Here is a 22,233-nt window from a genome sequence, read left to right as displayed (position 1 = left end):
AGACAATCAGGACTTCCGATCAATCGGACGGCCAACAACCCATTCTCAGCGCTGTCCGCTGAGGTGTCCGTCAGATCAAGTCTGAAGTTTTACAACTGACGGCAAGGCGTGCTATCCTTGGATCTAAACTTCTAAACCCGCGCTCTCTTCCATGAGCCGTTCCAGCATGAGTACGCAGTGCTCCAATGCCCTGAACGGTATTAAACAACGCACTGAGTACGGTTCTTACGTCTGCTTCGATTTCTGTGTCAGCTATGTCCTTGTTAGGTGACAATCCAAGCGGTTCACGAACTTCTTTGTACAGAGACTTAATATCCAAGCTTCTCGGGAGTTCCATTTGCCTTGAGATTAATACCGAGCGACACACACTCTCAAGCATAGAGCACGCCGCTGTGACGGCTGCTTCAGGATCTTTTTCCAAGTTTTCAAACGCCCTTTGAAACTCTCTTTCCACAGTATCAAGCGTCCACTCTGCACTGATCCTCATCAAGTGCGGTGCAGCAGAATGGCTAGGAAGTGCTGCAAGCTCAGAGATTAGTTTTTCAAAAGGTAAGTCCTCCAAGGCGGCAGAGTTTAGCAGCGCCTCGACATACTCAGGGTTGGAGCTCCATGCGTCTGATTGCAGTGCTTGCGTCGCTCTTTCAATCTCGTCATCGCGTTCCGAATTTTTCTGTTTCCAAAGTAGATTCAATAACTCAATTACTAGATGCGGGGGCGACAACTCTATGAATGCAAGAAGCCGGTTGAATTTGGACGTGCCCTTCTCACTAAATGCGTCTGAATAGATGTTAATCTCAAAGTGGTCGTCGAAAAATTCTGCAAAAGTTTTGTTCGAAAAGTTCAAAACGTACCCTGGTTTAGGACAAAACCAATCTCGAATTTGATCTCTTTGGTAATGTTTTAACTTTGCCATACAACGCTCTACCTCTTCCGCCTCTTCACATTCCCGCCCCTTTGCCCCGGCCTCCCAGCCGTTGACCGCCCGCGCGATTTCACCGCGTCTTCCGAGGCTTTCTCGACCGCCCATTGCCGCGCCATGGGGTCGTCGGCGACGGCAAGGTCGACCGCTTCCAGACGCTTGATCTCATCCCGGATGCGGGCGGCTTCCTCGAATTCCAGGTTCTCGGCCGCCTTGCGCATCTGCTCGCGCAACCCGTCCAGATGGGCCTCGAGGTTGGCGCCGTGCATCGGTTTGTCGATGGTGGCGGTGACGCGATTCATGTCCACGTCGCCTGCATAGAGACCGGCCAGAACGTCCTCGACATTCTTCTTCACCGTTTCGGGGGTGATGCCGTGTTCCTCGTTATAGGCGATCTGCTTGGCGCGGCGGCGGTTGGTTTCCTCCAGCGCGCGCTCCATGCTGCCGGTGATGCGGTCGGCATACATGATCACGCGGCCCTCGGCGTTGCGCGCGGCGCGGCCGATGGTCTGGATCAGCGAGGTTTCCGAGCGCAGGAAGCCCTCTTTGTCGGCGTCCAGAATGGCGACCAGGCCGCATTCGGGGATGTCGAGCCCCTCGCGCAGCAGGTTGATGCCCACCAGCACGTCGAAGGCCCCCAGCCGCAGGTCGCGCAGGATCTCGATCCGCTCGATCGTGTCGATGTCGGAATGCATGTAACGGACCTTGATGCCCTGCTCGTGCATGTATTCCGTCAGGTCTTCGGCCATGCGTTTGGTCAGCGTGGTGACCAGCGTGCGATAGCCCTTGGCGGTGACCTTGCGCACCTCGTCCAGCAGGTCGTCCACCTGCATCTCGACGGGGCGGATTTCGACCTCGGGGTCCAGTAGACCCGTGGGACGGATCACCTGTTCGGTGAAGACGCCGCCCGATTGCTCGAGTTCCCACGCCGCGGGGGTGGCGCTGACGAAGATGGATTGCGGGCGCATGGCGTCCCATTCCTCGAACTTGAGGGGGCGGTTGTCCATGCAGGACGGCAGGCGGAATCCGTGTTCGGCCAGCGTGAACTTGCGCCGGTAATCGCCGCGATACATGCCGCCGATCTGCGGCACGGACACGTGGGATTCGTCGGCGAAGACGATGGCGTTGTCGGGGATGAATTCGAACAGGGTCGGGGGCGGCTCGCCCGGGGCGCGGCCGGTCAGATAGCGCGAGTAGTTCTCGATCCCGTTGCAGACGCCGGTCGCCTCGAGCATCTCCAGATCGAAATTTGTGCGCTGTTCCAGCCGCTGCGCTTCCAGCAGCTTGCCCTCGCCCACCAGTTGATCCAACCGCTGGCGCAGTTCCTTTTTGATGCCGAGGATCGCCTGCTGCATCGTCGGTTTCGGCGTGACGTAGTGCGAGTTCGCATAGATGCGGATCTGCTCCATCGTGTCGGTGCGCTCGCCGGTCAGGGGGTCGAACTCGGTGATGGCCTCAAGTTCTTCGCCGAAGAACGAGAGTTTCCAGGCTCGGTCTTCCAGGTGGGCGGGCCAGATTTCCAGGGAATCGCCCCGCACCCGGAAGCTGCCGCGCTGGAACGCCTGATCGTTGCGGCGATATTGTTGGGCGACCAGATCGGCCATCACCTGCCGCTGGTCGTATTCCTGCCCGACCTTCAGATCCTGCGTCATCGCCCCGTAGGTCTCGACCGAGCCGATGCCGTAGATGCAGCTGACCGAGGCCACGATGATCACGTCGTCACGCTCCAGCAGCGCGCGGGTGGCCGAGTGGCGCATCCGGTCGATCTGTTCGTTGATCTGGGATTCCTTTTCTATGTAGGTGTCCGAGCGCGGCACATAGGCCTCGGGCTGGTAGTAGTCGTAGTAGGAGACGAAATACTCGACCGCGTTGTCCGGGAAGAAGCCCTTGAACTCGCCGTAAAGCTGGGCGGCCAGCGTCTTGTTGGGGGCCAGGATGATGGCGGGGCGCTGGGTTTCTTCGATCACCTTGGCCATGGTGAAGGTCTTGCCGGTGCCGGTGGCGCCCAGCAGCACCTGGTTGCGCTCGCCCTCCAGGATGCCCTGCGCCAGTTCCCGGATCGCGGTGGGCTGGTCGCCCGCCGGGGCGAACTCGGTGTGCATCACGAATCGCTTGCCGCCTTCGAGCTTCAGGCGGGTGCGCACGTCATCAACGGTCAGCTGGGTCTTGTCGGAATGGGCATAGGGCATGGGGCAGGCTCCGCTTCGGCCCCTTACATTTGTTCTTATTTTGTCCGCATGCAACCCCCGCCGGGCGGGTCATTTGCATCGCCCTGCGGCAATTGCAATCTTGCCGCCGCCCGCGCTCTGACGCATAAACGGGCGCGACCAACCGAGTATGGAGAGGCGACATGCGCGCACGGATTTACCAGCCTGCCCGAAACGCAATGACGTCGGGAATGGCCAAGACCCGCAAATGGGTTCTGGAATACGCCCCGGCCTCGGCGCGCGAGGTCGATCCGCTGATGGGCTGGACATCCTCGAGCGACACGCAGACCCAGGTGCGTCTGCGGTTCGACACCAAGGAAGAGGCGCTGCACTATGCGCGGGAACACGGCATCGACGCGCAGGTCGTCGAGCCTCACAAGCGCAAGCCCAACATCCGCCCGCGCGGATATGGCGAAAACTTTGCCACCGACCGGCGCGGCCCCTGGACCCACTGAATGATCCGGATTTGTCCGGCCGATCCGACATCGGATGCGTTGCGCCCGGTGCTCGAGGCCCATGTCGCGCATAGCCGGTCGGCCGGCCCGGCAGAGAGCAATCATACGCTGCAACCTGATGAACTGACCGCGCCGGACATCCGGTTCTGGGCGATCCTTGAGGACGATCGGGTGCTGGGATGCGGGGCGCTCAAGGCGCTGCCTGATGGCACGGCCGAGGTCAAGTCGGTGCATGTGTTGCCGCAGGCGCGGGGCCGGGGGCTGGCCCGTCGGATGATGGCGCATCTGGCTGAAGTCGCCCGGTCAGAGAGCTTTACAGCGCTTGTTCTGGAGACCGGCGCGGCGCATCTTCCGGACTATGACGCTGCTCGCAAACTGCACGAGGCGTTGGGCTACGGCTATTGCGGCCCAATATTTGGCTACCATCACGACCCCAACAGCGCATTCATGCGTTTGGGCCTTGTGCCCCGGTCCTGAGCCGCCGGGCCACGCGCCGACACATTCGACGGCCCAAGTTCAAGGACCGCTTCACGTCTCGACCAGATATCGGTCGGACAGTGGCAGGCTGGCGGCGCCCAACGCGCGGGCGTCCGGTCCGACCGAGCCGGCTGAAATCGACGGTGCTTCCAGCCCGGTCAGGTTCAGCCGGGACAGATGGTGCCGGACCAGCGCGATCAGCCGGGACTTGACCGCAACCGGCATCCAGCCGTCGATCTTGACGCACTCGAAATCGATCAGGCTGCAACTGGACAGGATGGCATGGGCCAGACCCTGTGCCGCCCGGTTTAGCCACCGGTCGAGCAGGTCGGCGGGAATGGTCCAGTGCTCGGGCGAATCCCACAGGCCCGACGCGTCACAGCCAGAGGCCGCCAACGCGCGTTCAAGGACATACAGGCTGGCCACCTCGATCAGGGGCTGCACCGGCCCCGACCCGAGCGAGACCGGCATCGGCCCCAGCGCGCCGGCATTTCCCCGGCCAGCAAAGATGGACCCGTTCAAAACGACGCCGCCGCCGATGAAAAAGCCGATGTAGAAGTACAGGAAATCCCGCGGTCCTTCGGTCGGGCCGAATACCAGTTCCGCGCCGCAGGCGGCCGTCGCATCGTTTTGGGCATAGACCGGAAAATCGCAGATGTCCGACAGGCTGGCCCGCAGGTCGGCGGTGCGCCACGGGTCCATCTTTTCCTGCAGGACCTGCAGGATCTGCGCCCAGTCCCACAGATAAAAAGGCATGGCGATGCCCAGGCCTGCCACCCGGCCGCGTGCCGGTTCAGACAGCGCCTCCGTCATGTCGGTCAGGGACCGGACGGCGAAATCGAGCGTTTGCTGCGGTGTGGGATAATCATAAGTGGTGCGGGACCGGTCGCGAACCCGCCCCAGAAAATCGGTCAGCACCATCTCCGAGCTGCGGCGCCCGACCTTCAGGCCCAGGAAATAGGCGCCCTCCGGGTTCAATCGCATCGGCACCGAAGGCTGTCCGACCTTGCCGCGCTGCGGTTCACCGCGCAACAGCAGCCCGTCGCTTTCCAATTGCCGCATGATGACCGAGACGGTCTGCGCCGACAGGCCTGCCATGCGCGCCAATTCCGACTTGGCCAGCGCCTGATGGCGCCGGACCAGCGACAGAACCAGTTTTTCATTGCGCGCGCGCATGCCGCTTTGGTTGGTTCCGCGCACGTTTGACGGGCGGTTCGGGGGGGCGGTCTCGATTGCGGGTTTTTCGGTCACAGGGCTGCTCCTTGTACCGGCAAGAATGTGGCGAGGGCCGAGGGCTGTCAATAATAATTAAGAGTGATTTAATTATTGACAGGAATCGGTAAACGTCTGATGGTTTTAGCCATGGGGCCGGGCCGAATTTCGCCCGGATGCCCAAGACGCCTGCGGGCGTCGGAGATAACGGGAGGAAAAGCTTTGAAGATTTCAGCATTTGCCGGCGCGACCGCGCTGGCCCTGACAGCCATGGCAGGCGCTGCCGCCGCGCAGGACACGGTCTGTCTGATCACCAAAACCGACACCAACCCCTTCTTCGTGAAGATGAAAGAGGGTGCCGCCGCCAAGGCCGAAGAGCTGGGCATGACGCTCAAGGCCTTCGCCGGCAAGATCGACGGCGACCATGAAACCCAGGTGCAGGCGATCGAGACCTGCATTCTGGACGGTGCCAAGGGTATCCTGTTGACCGCATCCGATACCTCGTCAATCGTCCCGGCGGTCAAACAGGCGCGCGACGCCGGTGTTCTGGTCATTGCGCTGGATACGCCGCTGGAGCCGATCGACGCGGCGGATGCGACCTTTGCCACCGACAACTTTCTGGCCGGCGAGCTGATCGGCAAATGGGCCGCAGCCACGCTGGGGGACGAAGCCCAGAACGCCAAGATCGCCATGCTGGACCTGGCGGTCAGCCAGCCCTCGGTCGGGGTGCTGCGCGACCAGGGGTTCCTGCAGGGGTTCGGCATCGACCTGGGCGACCCGAACAAATGGGGCGACGAGACCGACCCGCGCATCGTGGGCCATGACGTCACCGCCGGGAACGAAGAGGGTGGCCGCAAAGCCATGGAGAACCTTCTGGCCAAGGACCCGATGGTCAACGTGGTCTATACGATCAACGAACCGGCCGCCGCCGGCGCGTATGAGGCGCTCAAGGCCATCGGCCGCGAAAACGACGTGCTGATCGTCTCGGTCGACGGCGGCTGCCCCGGTGTGCAGAACGTGGCCGACGGTGTGATCGGCGCAACCTCGCAGCAATACCCGCTGCTGATGGCGGCGCTTGGCGTCGAAGCGGTCAAGAAATGGGCCGACGAGGGCGTGAAGCCCGAGAACACGCCCGGCAAGGATTTCTATGACACCGGTGTTGCGCTGGTGACGGACAAGCCGGCCGAAGGCGTCGAGTCGATCTCGGTCAAAGAGGGCATGGACCTCTGCTGGGGCTGATCTGAACCCGTCAGGGGCCGCAGTGCGCGGCCCCTGAATTGAACCACGACCTCATCCGAAATTTTGCCAGCGTCGCCCCATGGCGGGAGCTTGACGCATGGGAGACCCATATTGATGTCCGACACATCGAGACAGCCCGACGATTTCGAAGCCGCGGCCAAAGGCAGCCCGGAACAGGTTGCCGAATTCGAAGATCACCATCGGGGGTTCATGGGAACGGTCCAGCATTTTCTGCATATGAACCCGTCGCTGGTGCCGTTGATCGTTCTGGTCGCGGCGATCCTGATTTTCGGCGCCTTGCTTGGGGCCAAGTTCTTTTCGCCTTTCGCGCTGACCCTGATCCTGCAACAGGTGCAGATCGTCGGCATCGTGGCCGCCGCCCAGAGTCTTGTGATCCTGACCGCCGGGATCGACCTGAGCGTGGGCGCGATCATGGTCATGTCCTCGGTGGTGATGGGCCAGTTCACCTTCCGCTATGGGCTGCCGCCCGCGGTGGCGATCCTGTGCGGTCTGGCCATCGGGACCGCCATCGGCGCGGTGAACGGGTTCCTGGTCAGCCGGGTCAAGCTGCCGCCCTTCATCGTGACGCTGGGCATGTGGCAGATCGTTCTGGCCGCCAACTTCCTGTATTCACAAAATGAAACCATCCGGTCGCAGGAAATCGAGGCCAACGCCCCGATCCTTCAGCTGTTCGGCGCCAAGTTCAATGTCGGCGGGGCGGTGTTCACGGTCGGGGTGATCTTCATGCTGGTGCTGGTCCTGGTGCTGGCCTATGCGCTGCGGCATACCGCGTGGGGGCGCCATGTCTATGCGGTGGGCGACGACCCCGAGGCCGCCGAGCTGTCGGGCGTGAACGTGCATCGCACGCTGATGTCGGTCTACATGCTGTCGGGGTTGATCTGCGCCTTTGCCGGCTGGGCGCTGATCGGGCGCATTGGCTCGGTCTCGCCCACCTCGGGGCAGTTGGCCAACATCGAAAGCATCACCGCCGTCGTAATCGGAGGCATTTCTCTGTTCGGGGGGCGCGGGTCGATCCTGGGCTCGTTGTTCGGGGCGCTGATCGTCGGCGTGTTCACCCTCGGCCTGCGGTTGTTGGGCGCGGATGCGCAGTGGACCTTCCTTCTCATCGGTATGCTGATCATCGCCGCCGTGGCCGTGGACCAGTGGATCAGAAAGGTAGCAGCGTGATGGAACCCATTCTCAAAGGGCGCAACCTGGTCAAACGCTATGGCAGGGTCACGGCGCTGGATCATTGCGATTTCGACCTGATGCCGGGCGAGATCCTGGCCGTGATCGGCGACAACGGCGCGGGTAAATCGACCCTGATCAAGGCGGTTTCCGGTGCCGCCACCCCGGATGAAGGCGAGATCTGGCTGGAAGGGCGCAAGGTCGATTTCCACTCGCCCATCGACGCGCGCGAAGCCGGGATCGAGACGGTTTATCAGACGTTGGCCATGTCGCCCGCCCTGTCGATCACCGACAACATGTTCATGGGGCGCGAGATCCGGCGCAAAGGGCCGCTGGGTTCGGTGTTTCGGATGCTCGACCGCCCGGCGATGGAGAAGTTCGCGCGCGACAAGCTGAACGAACTGGGGCTGATGACGATCCAGAACATCAACCAGGCGGTCGAGACCCTGTCGGGTGGACAGCGTCAGGGTGTGGCCGTGGCCCGTGCGGCGGCGTTCGGGTCCAAAGTCATCATCCTTGATGAACCCACCGCGGCGCTTGGCGTCAAGGAAAGCCGGCGGGTTCTGGACCTGATCCAGGACGTGAAATCGCGTGGCATTCCGATCATTCTGATCAGCCACAACATGCCCCATGTATTCGAAGTGGCCGACCGCATCCATGTGCATCGGCTTGGCAAGCGGCTCTGCGTGATCGACCCCAAAGACTACACCATGTCCGATGCCGTGGCCTTCATGACGGGCGCCAAAGAGCCCCCGGAACAGGATCGCGCGGCATGACGGCCGAAGGGGCATCGCCGCAGGCGCTGGCCGAGCGGATCGCCGACGCCGCAGCCGGGCTGGCGGACGGCGAGGCGCGCCAGCTTGTTGCCGTGGCCGGGCCGCCGGGTGCGGGGAAATCCACCGTGGCCGCTCTTGCCCAACGGGCGCTGCAGGGGCGCGGCATTCCGGCCGGGCTGCTGTCGATGGATGGTTTCCACTATGACAACCAGATCCTGACGGCACGCGATCTGCTGCCGCGCAAGGGCGCGCCCGAAACATTCGACCTGCCGGGCTTTCACGCCGTGTTGCGCCGCCTTCAGATCGAAGACGAGGTCGCCGTGCCCGAGTTCGACCGCGAGCTCGACAAATCCATCGCCGCCTGTTCGTTCGTGACCCGCGACCAGCGGGTGGTGATCGTCGAGGGAAATTATCTCCTGCTGGACGAATCGGGGTGGCGCGATCTGCGCGACCTGTGGGCGCTGACCGTGTTCCTGGACGTGCCCCTGCCCACGCTCGAGGCGCGCCTGCTGGACCGATGGATCGGGCTGGGCCTGCCGCGCGACGAAGCCGAGCGCCGAGCCTTCGCCAATGACATTCCCAACGCCCGGCGCGTGGTGCGGAACTCGGGCGCGGCCGACCTGGTGCTGCGTTAACCCAGCGCCTTGTACATGTAGGTGGTGGGTTCCAACACGGGCTCGAACGGGTTGCGGCAATAGCCGGGAATCTCTCCGGCAGTTTCAAAGCCCAGGCTCTGGTACAGGATGCGCGACGGGTCGGTGCTGCGCGTGTCCAGCACCAACAGGGTTCGGCCAAGTTCGGCGGCGCGCTCTTGCAGGGCACCCATCAAGGCGCGGCCCAGCCCGCGCCGCCGTGCATCGGGATGCACCAGCAGCTTGGCCACATCGGCGCGGTGCGGCTGGTTGGGCATCGCGGCCGGAATCAGCTGAACCGTCCCTTGGATGCGTCCGTCATCATGGGCTGCGAAAAGTTCCAGCTCTCCGGCTGACAGCCCCGGGCGCACGCGCTCGTGCCAATAGGCGCGCGCGGCGTCACGGGGAAACGGCAGAATGAACCCGATGCTGGCGCCGGTCTGTACGCAGCCATGCAGGATATCCGCCAGATCCTCCACCGCCTGGTCAAAAGTCGTTTCGGTCAGGCGTGTAATCATATCAGCACCAGAATGTAGCGGGCGCCGCGGGACGCCTCGGTTTCAAAACGGGTTGCGCCGGACAGGTGATAGCGCAGGCAATCACCTGCGTTCAGCGTGTGGGGCGTGCCATCGACGGTCAGGGTCAGCGCGCCATCCAGCATGATCAAGTGATGTTCCTGCCCGGGGCGTGGTGGTGCGTTATAGGTGATCGTGGCGCCGGGCGGGAGGTGACATTCCAGAACCTCGCCCGTCAGCCCCGCCGAGGGCGGCGACACCGATCGGCGCGTGAACCCGGTTTCGGGGTCGCGCCATTCGATCTGCCGTTCGTAAGGAACCTTTGGGTCGAAGCTGTCCTCGACCATCATCAACAGGCGCGACATCGGCAGTCCATAGGCCGCGCAGAGATGGCCGAGGCTTTCGGCGGTGGGGCTGACCTCGGCCTTCTCCATGCGAGACAGGGTGGCCCGGCTCAGCCCGCTTTGCGCGGCGAGTTGGTCCAGCGACCAGCCGCGGGCCTGCCGCAGTTCCCTGAGGCGATCCGCAAGTCGTTCCGAGAGTGAGTCCAGCATATTCCATAAATGAGAAAAAATTTCGGATACGGAAATGCTGCAATGAAAAAGGAAAACAATCAAACGAAAAAGGCGCAGGGAAATCCCTGCGCCCTTGGGTGCCTGTATGCCGGGCGGATTACTTCCAGCCCACCTCGTTGAAGATTTTCTGCGCCTCGGGGATGTTCTTGGCAACCTCCGACAGGTTCACGTCGTCGGCCTTGAACTCACCCAGAGCGGCCACATTTTCGGCCAGCGGCACGCCGGGAACGGCGGGGTATTCGTCATTGCCGTTCGAGAAATAGACCTGCGCCTGATCGCTGGCCAGATATTCCAGGAACTTGATGGCGGCGTCCTTGTTCGGGGCATGGGCCGCGACACCGGCACCCGACAGATTCATATGCGCGCCTTCCGCGTCCTGCGACGGGAACTGGATGCCGATCATGTCGATGCTGTCCGACAAGCCCTTGACGTCTTTGCGCAGCGCGCGGGCGAAGTAGTAGGAGTTCGACACGGCGATCTCACATTCACCCGAGACGATGCCGCGCAGCTGGTCGGTGTCGCCGCCCTGCGGGTCGCGCGCCATGTTGGCGACCACGCCTGCGGCCCATTCCTTGGCCTTCTCGGCGCCGTGATGGGTGATGATCGAGGCCAGCAGCGTCTGGTTGTAGGTGTTGGTCGACGAGCGGATGCAGACCAGCCCTTTGTATTCGGGATTCGCCAGGTCCAGGTAGGTGGCCGGCGGGTTGGTCACGTCATTCTTGTCGTAGAAGATGATGCGCGCGCGCTGCGAGAAGCCGAACCACTGGTTGTCCTCGTCCTGCAGGTTGGCGGGGATGCGTTCTTCCAGAACGGCGCTGTCCACGGCCTGCAGCAGGCCGGCGTTCTTGGCGCGCGCCAGGCGCGAGGTGTCAACGGTCAGCAGGATGTCGGCGGGCGAGTTCGCGCCCTCGGCTTCCATCCGTGCGATCAGCTCGTCGGCCTTGCCTTCGATGCGGTTGATCTTGATGCCGGTGGCCTCTTCGAAATCGGTATAGAGGCGCTCGTCGGTGTCGTAGTGGCGCGACGAATACAGGTTCAGCTCGCCATCGGCGGCGGCCGATCCGGCGATCAGGGCCGACAGGGCGGCGGCGATAAGGCGCGTGGTTTTCATCTGTTTTGGTCCCAGTTGTGGAATCTCAGGAGCGGGTATTTCCCGACTGATTTGCTCAATTAAACGATTCCGGGCGGGATGCAAGAAAATCTGACAAAATTACTTGGTAAAAAATGTCGCGGCGCTCGTGGGGGGCAGTTTATTAACAATTAACCAAGCCGGAGCCAACTTGGCGGGGTTGCGCCGCCGTCGGTCCGGTTCGGCGCAGATGCGGAAGGGGCTGTTGAAATGGTCGAATTGTTGCTGGAAGCCGTGACGCTGCTGTTGCTTCTCGGGCTGGTCGCGGGGCCGGTGTGGCTTTGCGTCAGGTTTCCGGATTTTCCGTCCGGGTTCACCTGGAGCTTCGTGGCCGTCGTCGGCCTGACCATCCTGCTTTCGTGGTGGCGCGACTATGCGCTTGATCTTGAACTGCTTGCCATGGGCGTGGATCTTGACGACTTCACGACCGACGAGCGGATGCGCGATGTCGCGCCGCATTTGCAGGACCGGGCCGAGCGCATGGCCTTTTCGCCCGAACGGTTGGGTGTCGGCTGGCCGATAAAGGCGGGGTTCGCCCTGTTCGTTTCAGTCCCCTACGCGATGGCGGTCTGTTGCATCACATGGCTGGTGCGGAGGGTTCGCAGACGGGGCCGCAGGGCTGATTGAACACAAAAAAACCGCGCCCTGAGTCGCGGTTCTTTGAAACAGCGATTCGCCGTTCTCAGCCCTGACGAGCTTTGAACTTGCGCTGCGTCTTGTTGATTACATAGACGCGGCCTTTGCGACGCACGACCCGGCAATCGCGGTGCCGGTTCTTGAGCGAGCGGAGCGAGTTCTTGACCTTCATGGTCTCTCTCCAATTCTGCGGCGCCTTCATCAAAGACGTGGCCAGCGCCTGGGTTAGCGGGTGCCCCGGGTCAGACCCGAAACAGTGAAACAGATGGTGGGCGGTACAAGGATCGAACTTGTGACCCCTTCGATGTCAACGAAGTGCTCTACCGCTGAGCTAACCGCCCACTTTCCCTTTGCGAGATCCGCCCCAGAATGAAATGGGGCGCGGAACCCCGCGCCGGTGGAGGGGTCTATAAAAGGAGTCGCGCAGGGGTTCAAGGGGTTTGGTCGAACAATTTTCCGGTCTATGTTGTTCGCAGAGAAGGAGTGGACATGCACAGCGCCGCATATGCTTTGGAAATGCCCGCGAAACGCAGTTCGTGCGTGGTGTTTTCGTCGCCCCACAGCGGCCGGAACTATACCCAACCCTTCCTGAAACGGTCGATTCTGAACCGAGACGTGATTCGCTCGTCCGAGGATGCCTTCGTCGATCAGCTGTTTGCATCGGCCCCGGATCACGGCGCCCCGCTGATCATGGCGCAGATGCCGCGCGCTTTTCTGGATCTGAACCGCAGCGCAGACGAGCTTGACCCGGCCCTGATCCTGGGTGCCCGCCGGTCGGGGCACAATCCGCGCGTTGCCTCGGGCTTGGGCGTGATTCCGCGCGTGGTGGCCAATGGCCGCGCGATCTACAGCGGCAAGCTGACGATGGATGAGGCCCGTCTGCGCATCGACACTTATTGGCGGCCCTATCACGCCCGGCTGAAATCACTTCTGGCCGAATCGATCGAAACCTTCGGGCAGGCGATCCTGGTCGATTGCCACTCGATGCCGCACGAGGCGGTGGCCCTGGCCGGAACCGCGCTCGGGCGCCGCCCCGAGATCGTGCTGGGCGACAGGTTCGGTGCGTCGGCTTCGGGGGTGATCGTGGATCAGATCGAAGCGGCCTTTGTCTCGGCCGGGCTGACCGTGGTCCGCAACACGCCGTTTGCGGGGGCCTACGTGACCCAGACCTACGGCCGTCCGGCGCGCGATCAGCACGCCATCCAGATCGAGATCGACCGCGCGCTCTACATGAACGAATCAACGATCGAACCCAGCGCGGACTTCGACTCGTTCTGCGCGGTTCTGGCGCGGGTCATCGCCGATATCGCCCGAATCGGGGCGCAGCCCGAGCGTCTGGCCGCGGAATAGCTAGCGCAGCGCCCGCCCCTTCACGATTGCATCGCTGCCGAACTTGCGGCGGATCTCGTCCGCGGCACGTTCGGCCTTGCTGCGCTGGACGGCACCGGGATCCAGCAGGTCGCCCAGGACATCGGCCTGTTCCGCTGGACACAGATCGGACAGGCCGCAACCCAACAGGCGATACGGCCCCTGATCGCCGACCTGATCGAACAGCCCGCGCGCGGTGCGATAGATCCGGTCGGCCATCTGGGTTGCGTCGCGCAACGACACGCGCCGCGTCAGGATCCTGTGATTGGCCCGTTTCAGCTTGAGCGTCACCACCCGCCCGGCCAGACCCTTGGCCTTGGCCCGGTCGGCCACCTTTTCCGCCATCCGCCACAGATGCCCGTCAAGGATGTCCGGGTCGGAGGTGTCCTCGAAGAAGGTGGTCTCGTTGCTGATGGATTTCATCGGCGTGTGCGCCGAGACCCGACGCTTGTCCTGCCCGCGCGCCAGGTGCCACAGCCGATGGCCCATGGACCCGAACCGCGCCGTCAGCGCCTCTTGATCCCAACGCAGCAGGTCCGAGAAGGTGCGGATGCCCGCGCGCTCCAGCGATTCCTGCGCCGCCGGGCCGATGCCCCAGATCAGCCGCACCGGCTTGTCGTGCAGGAACTCCGCCGTCTCGGCCCTGCCGATCACCGAGAACCCGCGCGGCTTGTCCAGGTCAGAGGCCACCTTGGCCAGGAACTTGTTGTGCGACAGCCCGATCGAGCCGGTCAGGCCCAGTTCATCCTTCATGCGTTTTACCAGCCGCGCCAGCATCACCGCGGGTGGCGCGCCGTGCAGGCGCTGGGTGCCCGACAGGTCCATGAAGGCCTCGTCCAGCGACAGCGGCTCCACGATCGGGGTCAGCTCGTCCATCATCGCACGGATCTGGCGTGACACTTCGGCATAGACCGACATGCGCGGCTTGATCACCACCGCGTCGGGGCACAGCTTCAACGCCTGGAACATCGGCATGGCCGAGCGCACCCCGAGGATGCGCGCCACGTAGCAGGCGGTCGAGACCACCCCGCGCCGCCCGCCGCCGATGATCACCGGCTTGTCGGCCAGCTCGGGGTTGTTGCGCTTTTCCACCGAGGCATAGAAGGCGTCGCAATCCATATGCGCGATGGTCAGGTCGAACAGTTCCGGATGGCGCAGAACCCGTGGGCTGCCGCAGCTTGGGCAGCGCCGTTCGTCGCCCGGACGGGTCAGGCAATCGCGGCAGAGACCGGGCATCACATTCTCCCATGCGCAGCATGACGATGAACCAGAGGCTGCACCCTATCGCAGCCCGTGCGCCAGATCAAAGCGGTTGGCCGAAGACTTCCGGGAGGAGAAAGAAGACCCCCCGCCGATGCGCGGGGGGAGGTAACGGACCTCAGGAAGTCGCAGTCCGTTGGGGAGTGTCTCTGGCCCAGAATCGCGCGAAATCGCCCGTTTCGACAGGGTTTTGGCGCGACGCACAAAACTGAGGTTTCGAATGTGTATTTTCGGGCACAGAGACAATTTGGCGCGGCGCGAGACAAAAGTGACGCAAGGTCAACTGGTTGTGCGCAGCTTCCATGGGAAATACCCCTCGCGAAGGCGGGCCGCGCTCAAACCTGCGGCACCGATTTCAGCTCTTCAAGAACCGACCGCGCGGCCGCCTTGGGGTCTTTGGCACGATAGATCGGTCGTCCGACCACGATGTGATCGGCCCCGTCCGCGATCGCTCTGGCCGGGGTGGCCACCCGTTTCTGGTCGCCCAGATCGGCTCCCGCAGGCCGCACACCGGGGGTGACGATCAGCCGGCCAGCGGCCTGGGGCAGGGCACGGATCCGTGCGGCCTCCTGCGGGCTGGCGATCACGCCGTCGGCCCCGGCCTCGAATGCGCGGGCCGCGCGCTCCACCACCATGTCCTGAACGTCTCCGGCCTTCATCATGCCGGCATCCAGATCGTCACGGTTCAGCGAGGTCAGGATGGTCACCGCGAGGACCTTCAGATCCTTGCCTGCTGCGCCCTCCTTGGCGGCGCGCACCACATGCGGGTCGCCATGCACGGTCAGGAAATCCAGATCGAACTGCGCCAGCCCTCGTACGGCATTCTCGACCGTGTTGCCGATGTCGAACAGCTTCATGTCCAGGAAGATGCGCTTGCCGTGTTCCTGTTTCAGCTCGTTGGCCAGTGCCAGCCCGCCCCCGGTCAGCATGCCCAGCCCGATCTTGTAGAACGACACGGCGTCGCCCAGCGTCTCGGCCAGCTTCAGCCCTTCCAGCGCGTTGGGGACATCGAGAGCGACGATCAGGCGGTCATCGGCGGTTCGGGGCATTGTTTCGGCCTTTCAAGCTTGACGGGATCGGCGCTTCTGTAGAGCGTGTGGCGCATTGAGACAAGAAAAGACGCAGGAAAATACGGGATGATACGGTTGGGTGTGGTGGCCTCGGCGGCCGTTTTGGCCGGGGCGGGCGCGGTCTGGGCCGGTGAGACGGATTGCGGCGAGGCCCGACTGGTCTGGGCGGACGTCAAGGACAGCGGGTCGGCGACGGCCATCGAGAATTTCGCACAGATCTACGCCGATTGCCCGATCTATTCGCAGCTGGCGCGCGATCTGCTGGTCGGGCTGACCGGCGAGGCCCCCGCGCCGGCAAAGGCCGACGCCCCTAGGGAATCGCAACGGCGCCTGCGGGTCTCTGACCTGCGCCCCCGGCCGGAACTTGACCCTGACGCTCCGCCGCAGGACCCCGACTATTCGGACGGAGAATACGAGTGCCTGATGGCCGCTGCCGCTCCGGGCCAGTCGCCCTATGTCGACGGGGTGAAATGGGCCGACATGGATGCCCAGAACGCGATGGCGATCTGCGCCGATCTGCTGCTGAACGACCAGGGCGTCGATGCCGAGGTCGTCGCCGCCTTTGGCCGGGCGCTGATGAAGGGCGGCAAGCTGGAAATGGCGCTCGAGTTCTCGGAACTGGCCGCGATGGAGGGCAGCGGGCTGGCGATGAACACGCTCGCCACGCTCTATGGCGATGGCGAGATCGTTCCCGAGGACGTCGAGACCGCGTTCGCCTGGTACATGGCGGCCGCGGAAACTGGTCTGCCGATGGGGATGCACAACGTGGCCCATGGCTACGAGAACGGGAAAGGTGTTGCGCGCGACATCGACAGGGCGCTGTACTATTATGAAAGGGCCGCGTTCTTCGGGTACGAGCAGTCTCTGCTGCGCCTCGGCACATTCTATCGCGAAGGCACGCATGTCACGCGCGACATGCAGCGCGCGGTCGACTATCTGAAGATGGCGGCCCGAAACGGCAGCACCGATGCCGCGGCGCGCCTGGGCTACATCTACGAGACCGGTGAGAACGGCTATTCCAAGGACATCGAACAGGCGCTGTACTACTATTTCCAGGCCGCCAGGCAGGACAATGTCGTGGCGCTGCACAACCTGGGGGCTCTGACCTATCACGGGCGGGACGGCGTGCCGCAGGACACCGAGGCGGCCTTCGTGTTCTGGGGCAGGGCCGCGAAGCTCGGCGATATGAAATCGCAGCGCAAGTTCGGCCGGTTGCTCTATGAAATCGGCGAAGTCGAAGAGGCGCTGAGGTTTCTTCGCCTCGCGGCCGGGCAGGGCGATGACGAGGCGCAAGAGCTGATCCGGCAGATCGAAGGCGGTTGACCCCCACGGCTGACCGGGGGCGTGGTTTCCCTCGCGCTGTCCCAACTGTGCTATGGTGCCGCCATTCAAAAACGGAATTTGCACCGAAGGGACAGACCATGAAGCATCTATTTCCGCTGGCCGTCGTGGCCACGCTGGCCGCCTGCGCCGATACGCCGCCGCAGACCGAAACGGGCGCCGCGCCGCCGCCCACCAATGACGATCTGTACCTGGTCGGTGGCTATCGCTCCGAGGATGACTGGTGCCAGTTGACCGGCGAAACCGCCTTTACCGTCAATTTCCTTGACCACACGGCCGACCTTGTGTCGTGCCCCACCGGCAGCGCCGCCGCGCAGTCGCTGGTCGAGACGCAGGGTGCCCGGCAGGTGGCCGAAACCGGCGGCTATACCGTCTATACGATTCCGCGCGGCTGAGGCGTTTTTTCACTCTCCACCCCCTTGAAGCGGCAGGGACATTTCCCAAATTGAGGGCAAGGCCCGGACCACTGCGTGCTGCCAAGCAGGCGCAAATTCACCGGGCGCTTGGAAAAGGAGAATGCCATGGACTTGAACAAGTTCACCGAGCGTGCACGAGGTTTCGTGCAGGCGGCGCAGGCCATTGCGCTGCGCGAGGGACACCAGAGATTGGCTCCCGAACATATTCTGAAAGCACTGATGGATGATGACCAGGGGCTGGCCAGCAACCTGATCAAACGTGCGGGCGGCGCGCCCGAGCGCGTGGTCGAGGCGCTGGATGTTGCCCTGGCCAAGATCCCGAAGGTCAGCGGCGACGCGGGCCAGGTCTATCTGGACGGCCAGACCGCCAAGGTTCTGGACGAGGCCGAGAAGATCGCCAAGAAGGCCGGCGACAGTTTCGTGCCGGTCGAGCGCGTGCTGATGGCGCTGTGCATCGTCAAATCCAAGGCCAAAGAGGCCCTGGAAGCCGGTGCCGTGTCCGCCCAGAAGCTGAACGAGGCGATCAACGATATCCGCAAGGGCCGTACGGCCGACAGCGCCAATGCCGAAGAAGGCTACGACGCGCTGAAGAAATATGCCCGCGACCTGACCGAGGCCGCCCGCGAGGGCAAGATCGACCCGATCATCGGCCGCGATGAGGAAATTCGCCGCGCCATGCAGGTTCTGTCGCGTCGGACCAAGAACAACCCGGTTCTGATCGGTGAGCCCGGTGTGGGTAAGACCGCCATCGCCGAAGGTCTGGCTCTGCGCATCGTGAACGGCGACGTGCCGGAATCGCTGAAGGACAAAAAGCTGCTGGCGCTGGACATGGGTGCCTTGATCGCCGGTGCGAAATACCGTGGCGAGTTCGAGGAACGCCTGAAAGCCGTTCTGAACGAGGTCACCGCGGCCGCCGGCGAGATCATCCTGTTCATCGACGAGATGCACACGCTGGTGGGTGCCGGCAAATCCGACGGCGCGATGGATGCGGCCAACCTGATCAAGCCCGCGCTGGCGCGGGGCGAGCTGCACTGCATCGGCGCCACCACGCTGGACGAATACCGCAAATACGTTGAGAAGGACGCGGCCCTTGCCCGCCGGTTCCAGCCCGTCTACGTGCAGGAACCCACGGTCGAGGACACGATCAGCATCCTGCGCGGCATCAAGGAGAAATACGAGCTGCACCACGGTGTGCGCATCTCGGATTCGGCGCTGGTGTCGGCCGCGACCCTGTCGCACCGCTACATCACCGACCGCTTCCTGCCCGACAAGGCGATCGACCTCGTGGACGAGGCCGCCTCGCGTCTGCGCATGGAAGTGGACAGCAAGCCCGAAGAGCTGGACCAGCTGGATCGCCAGATCCTGCAGCTGCAGATCGAGGAAGAGGCGCTGAAGCTTGAAGATGACGCGGCTTCGAAGGATCGGCTTGAAGCGCTGCAGAAGGAACTGGCCGAGCTCAAGGAGAAATCCGCCGAGCTGACAGCCCAGTGGCAGGCCGAGCGGGACAAGCTGGCCAGCGCCCGCGAGCTGAAAGAGCAGCTGGACAAGGCGCGCGCCGAGCTGGAGATCGCCAAGCGCGAGGGCAACCTGGCCAAGGCCGGTGAGCTGTCCTATGGCGTGATCCCCGAGCTGGAGCGCAAGCTGGCCGAGGCCGAAAGCCAGGAAAGCAACGCTGTGATGGCCAAGGAAACGGTGCGTCCCGAACAGATCGCGGCCGTAGTCGAGCGCTGGACGGGCATTCCGACCTCGAAGATGCTGGAAGGCGAGCGCGAAAAGCTGCTGCGCATGGAAGAAGCGCTGCATGCCCGCGTGGTCGGCCAGGACGAGGCCGTGCGCGCCGTGGCCAACGCCGTGCGCCGGGCCCGGGCCGGTCTGAACGACGAGAACCGCCCGCTGGGCTCGTTCCTGTTCCTCGGCCCGACGGGTGTGGGCAAGACCGAGCTGACCAAGGCCGTCGCCGAATACCTGTTCGACGATGAACACGCGATGGTGCGGATCGACATGTCCGAGTTCATGGAGAAACACGCCGTCGCCCGCCTGATCGGTGCTCCGCCGGGCTATGTCGGCTATGAGGAAGGTGGCGTTCTGACCGAAGCCGTCCGTCGCCGGCCGTACCAAGTGGTGCTGTTCGACGAGGTCGAGAAGGCGCATCCGGACGTGTTCAACGTGCTGTTGCAGGTGCTGGACGATGGTGTCCTGACCGACGGTCAGGGTCGCACGGTCGATTTCAAGCAGACGTTGATCGTGTTGACCTCGAACCTCGGCTCGCAGGCGCTGAGCCAGTTGCCCGAGGGGGCCGACACGGCGCAGGCCAAGCGCGACGTGATGGACGCGGTCCGGGCGCATTTCCGGCCCGAGTTCCTGAACCGTCTGGACGAGACCATCATCTTCGACCGGCTTCAGCGGTCGGATATGGCTGCGATCGTCGACATCCAGCTGGCCCGCCTGCAGAAACGGCTGGCCGCGCGCAAGATCCGGCTGGAGTTGGACGAGGCCGCGAAGGAATGGCTGGCCAACGAAGGCTACGATCCGGTCTTCGGGGCGCGTCCGCTCAAGCGCGTGATCCAGCGTGCCTTGCAGAACCCGCTGGCCGAGGCTTTGCTGGCCGGCGAAATCCGCGATGGCGACACCGTGCCGGTGACGGCCGGACCCGATGGTCTGATCATCGGCGACCGGTTGGGCACCAGCGACCGCCCGCGCCCGGACGAAGCCGTCGTGCACTAAGCTGCGGCTTGGTTGAAACAGGAAAGGCCCGCCAGAGATGGCGGGCCTTTTTTGTTGGTCCGGCGTCAGGGGGCGGCCGGTTCGTTACAGTCCCGTCTCTCAATCGTGACGCAAGTTGCCTTGGTCCTGTGCTAAGACCGGGCTAGGTCGGGTCAGGGGTTGAAACGGAACGGAGACCAAGATGGCGCATCGCTGGACCAACACTTTGACATATGCCGACGTCACGCCCCGGGCGGCGTTTCTGAACCGCCGCCAGGTGATGGCGGGGCTGGCCGGATCCGGCCTTGCCGCAATGGCCGGGCGTGCGCAGGCCGAGGCCGTACCCGAGCCCAACAGTTGGGAAGAGATTACCTCGTACAACAACTATTACGAGTTCGGGACCCGCAAGGACGACCCAGCGAAATACGCCCATACCCTCAAGACCGAACCATGGAGCGTCAAAATCGACGGGTTGGTTGACCGCCCGGGAGAGTACGATTTCCAGGACATCCTGTCCGAGATGACCATCGAGAAACGCATCTATCGGTTCCGCTGTGTCGAGGCCTGGTCGATGGTCGTGCCGTGGAACGGGTTCGAACTGGCCGATCTGCTGAACATGGCCGGTGTGCAGGAGGGGGCGAAATACGTGGCCTTCGAAACCGCGCTGCGCCCCGACGAGATGCCGGGCGTTGCCTACCCGGTTCTGGACTGGCCCTATCGCGAGGGCCTGCGGCTGGACGAGGCCCTGCACCCGCTGACGATCATGGCGACGGGTATCTATGGCCGTCCGATCCCCAATCAGAACGGCGCCCCGCTGCGGCTGGTGGTGCCGTGGAAATATGGCTTCAAGTCGATCAAATCGATTGTACGCATCACCCTGACCGAGGACGAGCCGCCAACCAGCTGGAACATGGCCAACCCGCGTGAATACGGGTTCTACAGTAACGTGAACCCGACCGTGGATCATCCCCGCTGGTCTCAGGCCTCGGAACGCCGCATCGGCGGCGGGTTGTTTGCCAAACGTCAGCCGACGCTGATGTTCAACGGCTACGAGTCCGACGTCGCAAGCCTGTATGACGGCATGGATCTGTCCGAGTATTATTAGAGCCATGGACAAGCTGAACCAGATCCTGCGCCGCGTTCCGGTCTGGGCGGTTTACCTGCTGGGCCTGCTGCCGGCGCCGTGGCTGTTCTATCTGGGTCTGGCCGGTGGGCTGGGTGTCGACCCGATCGAGGCGCTGGAACATGAATATGGCGAGCTGGCCCTTCAGTTGCTGATCCTGGGGCTGGCAGTGTCGCCGCTGCGACGTCTGGCCGGGCTGAACCTGATGAAGTTCCGGCGGGCGATCGGCGTTCTGACCGTCTGTTACGCGGGCTTTCATCTGCTGGTCTGGTTGGTGCTGGACGTGCAGGTGCCCGCGCAGATCTGGGCGGACATCCTGAAACGGCCCTATGTCACGATCGGTATGGCGGCCTTCGTGCTGTTGCTGCCGCTGGGCCTGACATCGAACAATGCCTCGGTGCGCCGTCTCGGAGCCGCTTGGCGCCAGTTGCATCGTCTTGTCTATCCGGCGGCCGTTCTGGCCGGTCTGCACTATGTGATGGTGGTCAAGGGGTTTCAGTTCGAGCCTTTGCTGTATCTGTTGGCCATCTGCATCCTTCTGCTGTCGCGGCTGCCGGTACCCCGCCATCCATTCGCGCGCCGCAGCTCCGATTCCACCTGACTCGCGCCCGAGTCTGTGGGTAACTCTGTGGACTTCTGGATTGCGGGTCGTGCCCGGAGCGAACCAGCGAGCGCGAGGTGGCCAGAACGGTTGGTGATGTTCGGGTAAGATGTTGAAATCTCTAAAGGAATCTTTGGGGGCAACTTTTTTGCGAGATCTTTGAATTTTCCGCTTGCGGCTCGTGTTGGATAACCTTAGAACCCCCTTCACCGGCGCTGCTGAGGCGGTGGTGACGGGTCGGAGAGGCGGCCTGACGGACTGGAAAGACGGTTGAGACGCTCAGGAGAGACTGGGGTATCTTGAGGATTTGTTGGGCGGATGCGCAGAGTGATTTGCGTGTTGGTCTGATTTTTTCTCTGGGTTGTATGGTTCTTTGACATTGCTGGATAAC

The 22,233-nt window shown here is 63.2% G+C and carries 23 protein-coding genes and 1 tRNA gene; 13 read left to right on the top strand and 11 right to left on the bottom strand.

Annotation, left to right across the window (positions count from 1 at the left end):
- Positions 1-70: 70 nt before the first annotated feature.
- Positions 71-913 carry an abortive infection family protein gene (locus tag F3H26_RS17880; protein ID WP_188127811.1) on the bottom strand — a complete coding sequence of 281 codons (843 nt, stop codon included), beginning with the start codon at positions 911-913 and terminating at the stop codon, positions 71-73.
- Between the two features lie 8 nt (positions 914-921).
- Positions 922-3,108 (bottom strand): excinuclease ABC subunit UvrB, encoded by a 2,187-nt coding sequence (gene uvrB / locus F3H26_RS17875; protein ID WP_149777333.1) that lies wholly within the window; start codon positions 3,106-3,108, stop codon positions 922-924.
- Between the two features lie 161 nt (positions 3,109-3,269).
- Between uvrB and F3H26_RS17870 the strand changes: the two genes are divergently transcribed.
- Positions 3,270-3,581: an ETC complex I subunit gene (locus tag F3H26_RS17870; protein ID WP_149777332.1), complete on the top strand. Its 312-nt coding sequence runs from the start codon at positions 3,270-3,272 to the stop codon at positions 3,579-3,581.
- A complete protein-coding gene (locus tag F3H26_RS17865; protein WP_149777331.1) occupies positions 3,582-4,058 on the top strand; it encodes a GNAT family N-acetyltransferase in 477 nt (158 codons plus the stop codon).
- A 51-nt stretch (positions 4,059-4,109) separates the two neighbouring features.
- Here the strand turns inward: F3H26_RS17865 and F3H26_RS17860 are convergent, their stop codons facing one another.
- The gene (locus tag F3H26_RS17860) at positions 4,110-5,234 is read right to left on the bottom strand and encodes an ROK family transcriptional regulator (RefSeq protein WP_149777336.1); all 1,125 of its coding nucleotides are present in this window, start codon (positions 5,232-5,234) and stop codon (positions 4,110-4,112) included.
- 306 nt (positions 5,235-5,540) lie between these two features.
- On the opposite strand from F3H26_RS17860, the gene F3H26_RS17855 reads away from it, so the two are divergent.
- The 4 genes from F3H26_RS17855 to F3H26_RS17840 all read left to right on the top strand — a co-directional run bounded on the left by F3H26_RS17855 (position 5,541) and on the right by F3H26_RS17840 (position 9,108).
- Complete coding sequence (locus F3H26_RS17855) at positions 5,541-6,509, top strand: sugar ABC transporter substrate-binding protein (protein ID WP_149777335.1); 969 nt, start codon at positions 5,541-5,543, stop codon at positions 6,507-6,509.
- Between the two features lie 114 nt (positions 6,510-6,623).
- Complete coding sequence (locus F3H26_RS17850) at positions 6,624-7,697, top strand: ABC transporter permease (RefSeq protein ID WP_149777330.1); 1,074 nt, start codon at positions 6,624-6,626, stop codon at positions 7,695-7,697.
- The gene (locus tag F3H26_RS17845) at positions 7,697-8,473 is read left to right on the top strand and encodes an ATP-binding cassette domain-containing protein (protein WP_149777329.1); all 777 of its coding nucleotides are present in this window, start codon (positions 7,697-7,699) and stop codon (positions 8,471-8,473) included. The genes F3H26_RS17850 and F3H26_RS17845 overlap by 1 nt, the downstream gene beginning before the upstream one ends.
- The gene (locus F3H26_RS17840; RefSeq protein ID WP_149777328.1) at positions 8,470-9,108 is read left to right on the top strand and encodes a nucleoside/nucleotide kinase family protein; all 639 of its coding nucleotides are present in this window, start codon (positions 8,470-8,472) and stop codon (positions 9,106-9,108) included. The genes F3H26_RS17845 and F3H26_RS17840 overlap by 4 nt, the downstream gene beginning before the upstream one ends.
- Here F3H26_RS17840 and F3H26_RS17835 read toward each other — a convergent pair.
- The 3 genes from F3H26_RS17835 to F3H26_RS17825 form a co-directional block, all read right to left on the bottom strand.
- Positions 9,105-9,623, bottom strand: coding sequence for a GNAT family N-acetyltransferase (locus tag F3H26_RS17835; protein WP_149777327.1), 519 nt, complete (start codon positions 9,621-9,623; stop codon positions 9,105-9,107). The two genes, F3H26_RS17840 and F3H26_RS17835, sit on opposite strands and share 4 nt — an antisense overlap.
- A complete protein-coding gene (locus F3H26_RS17830) occupies positions 9,620-10,174 on the bottom strand; it encodes a helix-turn-helix domain-containing protein (protein ID WP_149777326.1) in 555 nt (184 codons plus the stop codon). The genes F3H26_RS17835 and F3H26_RS17830 overlap by 4 nt, the downstream gene beginning before the upstream one ends.
- 118 nt (positions 10,175-10,292) lie before the next feature.
- Positions 10,293-11,306 carry a Fe(3+) ABC transporter substrate-binding protein gene (locus F3H26_RS17825; protein WP_149777325.1) on the bottom strand — a complete coding sequence of 338 codons (1,014 nt, stop codon included), beginning with the start codon at positions 11,304-11,306 and terminating at the stop codon, positions 10,293-10,295.
- 228 nt (positions 11,307-11,534) lie between these two features.
- Between F3H26_RS17825 and F3H26_RS17820 the strand changes: the two genes are divergently transcribed.
- Positions 11,535-11,951: a hypothetical protein gene (locus tag F3H26_RS17820; protein ID WP_149777324.1), complete on the top strand. Its 417-nt coding sequence runs from the start codon at positions 11,535-11,537 to the stop codon at positions 11,949-11,951.
- A 55-nt stretch (positions 11,952-12,006) separates the two neighbouring features.
- Here F3H26_RS17820 and ykgO read toward each other — a convergent pair whose 3' ends face one another.
- Positions 12,007-12,132 (bottom strand): type B 50S ribosomal protein L36, encoded by a 126-nt coding sequence (gene ykgO, locus F3H26_RS17815; protein WP_005648635.1) that lies wholly within the window; start codon positions 12,130-12,132, stop codon positions 12,007-12,009.
- 94 nt (positions 12,133-12,226) lie between these two features.
- Positions 12,227-12,301, bottom strand: a tRNA-Val gene (locus tag F3H26_RS17810).
- A 148-nt stretch (positions 12,302-12,449) separates the two neighbouring features.
- Here F3H26_RS17810 and F3H26_RS17805 point away from each other — a divergent pair.
- Positions 12,450-13,310 (top strand): N-formylglutamate amidohydrolase, encoded by an 861-nt coding sequence (locus F3H26_RS17805; protein ID WP_149777323.1) that lies wholly within the window; start codon positions 12,450-12,452, stop codon positions 13,308-13,310.
- Here the strand turns inward: F3H26_RS17805 and F3H26_RS17800 are convergent, their stop codons facing one another.
- Together F3H26_RS17800 and pyrF are read right to left on the bottom strand one after the other, a co-directional pair.
- Complete coding sequence (locus F3H26_RS17800) at positions 13,311-14,564, bottom strand: DNA polymerase IV (protein ID WP_149777322.1); 1,254 nt, start codon at positions 14,562-14,564, stop codon at positions 13,311-13,313.
- A 359-nt stretch (positions 14,565-14,923) separates the two neighbouring features.
- The gene (gene pyrF, locus F3H26_RS17795; RefSeq protein WP_149777321.1) at positions 14,924-15,637 is read right to left on the bottom strand and encodes an orotidine-5'-phosphate decarboxylase; all 714 of its coding nucleotides are present in this window, start codon (positions 15,635-15,637) and stop codon (positions 14,924-14,926) included.
- An 87-nt stretch (positions 15,638-15,724) separates the two neighbouring features.
- Between pyrF and F3H26_RS17790 the strand changes: the two genes are divergently transcribed.
- The 5 genes from F3H26_RS17790 (at position 15,725) to msrQ (ending at position 21,842) form a co-directional block, all read left to right on the top strand.
- Positions 15,725-16,981: a tetratricopeptide repeat protein gene (locus tag F3H26_RS17790; RefSeq protein WP_149777320.1), complete on the top strand. Its 1,257-nt coding sequence runs from the start codon at positions 15,725-15,727 to the stop codon at positions 16,979-16,981.
- 98 nt (positions 16,982-17,079) lie between these two features.
- Positions 17,080-17,394: a hypothetical protein gene (locus F3H26_RS17785; protein ID WP_149777319.1), complete on the top strand. Its 315-nt coding sequence runs from the start codon at positions 17,080-17,082 to the stop codon at positions 17,392-17,394.
- Positions 17,395-17,520: 126 nt separating this feature from the next.
- Positions 17,521-20,139, top strand: coding sequence for an ATP-dependent chaperone ClpB (gene clpB, locus F3H26_RS17780; protein ID WP_149777318.1), 2,619 nt, complete (start codon positions 17,521-17,523; stop codon positions 20,137-20,139).
- A gap of 181 nt (positions 20,140-20,320) precedes the next feature.
- Complete coding sequence (msrP, locus tag F3H26_RS17775; protein WP_149777317.1) at positions 20,321-21,223, top strand: protein-methionine-sulfoxide reductase catalytic subunit MsrP; 903 nt, start codon at positions 20,321-20,323, stop codon at positions 21,221-21,223.
- A 4-nt stretch (positions 21,224-21,227) separates the two neighbouring features.
- Positions 21,228-21,842: a protein-methionine-sulfoxide reductase heme-binding subunit MsrQ gene (msrQ, locus tag F3H26_RS17770; RefSeq protein ID WP_149777316.1), complete on the top strand. Its 615-nt coding sequence runs from the start codon at positions 21,228-21,230 to the stop codon at positions 21,840-21,842.
- Positions 21,843-22,048: 206 nt separating this feature from the next.
- Here the strand turns inward: msrQ and F3H26_RS19760 are convergent.
- Positions 22,049-22,233 (bottom strand): hypothetical protein (locus F3H26_RS19760; protein ID WP_223162566.1); only part of this gene is annotated, 185 nt, incomplete at its 5' end.

The sequence above is a fragment of the Ruegeria intermedia genome (genome assembly GCF_900129345.1).
GTDB classification, from domain to species: Bacteria; Pseudomonadota; Alphaproteobacteria; order Rhodobacterales; family Rhodobacteraceae; genus Ruegeria; species Ruegeria intermedia.
This window is presented reverse-complemented; position numbering and strand designations above follow the sequence as displayed.

Excerpts from the sequence above, each read along its gene's own strand:
- F3H26_RS17785 (WP_149777319.1), top strand. The coding sequence starts at position 17,080 with ATGAAGCATCTATTTCCGCTGGCCGTCGTGGCCACGCTGGCCGCCTGC.
- F3H26_RS17820 (WP_149777324.1), top strand. The coding sequence starts at position 11,535 with ATGGTCGAATTGTTGCTGGAAGCCGTGACGCTGCTGTTGCTTCTCGGG.
- ykgO (WP_005648635.1), bottom strand. The coding sequence starts at position 12,132 with ATGAAGGTCAAGAACTCGCTCCGCTCGCTCAAGAACCGGCACCGCGAT.
- F3H26_RS17860 (WP_149777336.1), bottom strand. The coding sequence starts at position 5,234 with ATGCGCGCGCGCAATGAAAAACTGGTTCTGTCGCTGGTCCGGCGCCAT.
- F3H26_RS17845 (WP_149777329.1), top strand. The coding sequence starts at position 7,697 with ATGGAACCCATTCTCAAAGGGCGCAACCTGGTCAAACGCTATGGCAGG.
- F3H26_RS17865 (WP_149777331.1), top strand. The coding sequence starts at position 3,582 with ATGATCCGGATTTGTCCGGCCGATCCGACATCGGATGCGTTGCGCCCG.
- F3H26_RS17825 (WP_149777325.1), bottom strand. The coding sequence starts at position 11,306 with ATGAAAACCACGCGCCTTATCGCCGCCGCCCTGTCGGCCCTGATCGCC.
- F3H26_RS17840 (WP_149777328.1), top strand. The coding sequence starts at position 8,470 with ATGACGGCCGAAGGGGCATCGCCGCAGGCGCTGGCCGAGCGGATCGCC.
- F3H26_RS17805 (WP_149777323.1), top strand. The coding sequence starts at position 12,450 with ATGCACAGCGCCGCATATGCTTTGGAAATGCCCGCGAAACGCAGTTCG.
- F3H26_RS17835 (WP_149777327.1), bottom strand. The coding sequence starts at position 9,623 with ATGATTACACGCCTGACCGAAACGACTTTTGACCAGGCGGTGGAGGAT.
- F3H26_RS17830 (WP_149777326.1), bottom strand. The coding sequence starts at position 10,174 with ATGCTGGACTCACTCTCGGAACGACTTGCGGATCGCCTCAGGGAACTG.
- clpB (WP_149777318.1), top strand. The coding sequence starts at position 17,521 with ATGGACTTGAACAAGTTCACCGAGCGTGCACGAGGTTTCGTGCAGGCG.
- msrQ (WP_149777316.1), top strand. The coding sequence starts at position 21,228 with ATGGACAAGCTGAACCAGATCCTGCGCCGCGTTCCGGTCTGGGCGGTT.
- pyrF (WP_149777321.1), bottom strand. The coding sequence starts at position 15,637 with ATGCCCCGAACCGCCGATGACCGCCTGATCGTCGCTCTCGATGTCCCC.
- F3H26_RS17855 (WP_149777335.1), top strand. The coding sequence starts at position 5,541 with ATGGCAGGCGCTGCCGCCGCGCAGGACACGGTCTGTCTGATCACCAAA.
- F3H26_RS17880 (WP_188127811.1), bottom strand. The coding sequence starts at position 913 with ATGGCAAAGTTAAAACATTACCAAAGAGATCAAATTCGAGATTGGTTT.
- F3H26_RS17800 (WP_149777322.1), bottom strand. The coding sequence starts at position 14,564 with ATGCCCGGTCTCTGCCGCGATTGCCTGACCCGTCCGGGCGACGAACGG.
- F3H26_RS17870 (WP_149777332.1), top strand. The coding sequence starts at position 3,270 with ATGCGCGCACGGATTTACCAGCCTGCCCGAAACGCAATGACGTCGGGA.
- F3H26_RS17850 (WP_149777330.1), top strand. The coding sequence starts at position 6,624 with ATGTCCGACACATCGAGACAGCCCGACGATTTCGAAGCCGCGGCCAAA.
- F3H26_RS17790 (WP_149777320.1), top strand. The coding sequence starts at position 15,725 with ATGATACGGTTGGGTGTGGTGGCCTCGGCGGCCGTTTTGGCCGGGGCG.
- uvrB (WP_149777333.1), bottom strand. The coding sequence starts at position 3,108 with ATGCCCTATGCCCATTCCGACAAGACCCAGCTGACCGTTGATGACGTG.
- msrP (WP_149777317.1), top strand. The coding sequence starts at position 20,321 with ATGGCGCATCGCTGGACCAACACTTTGACATATGCCGACGTCACGCCC.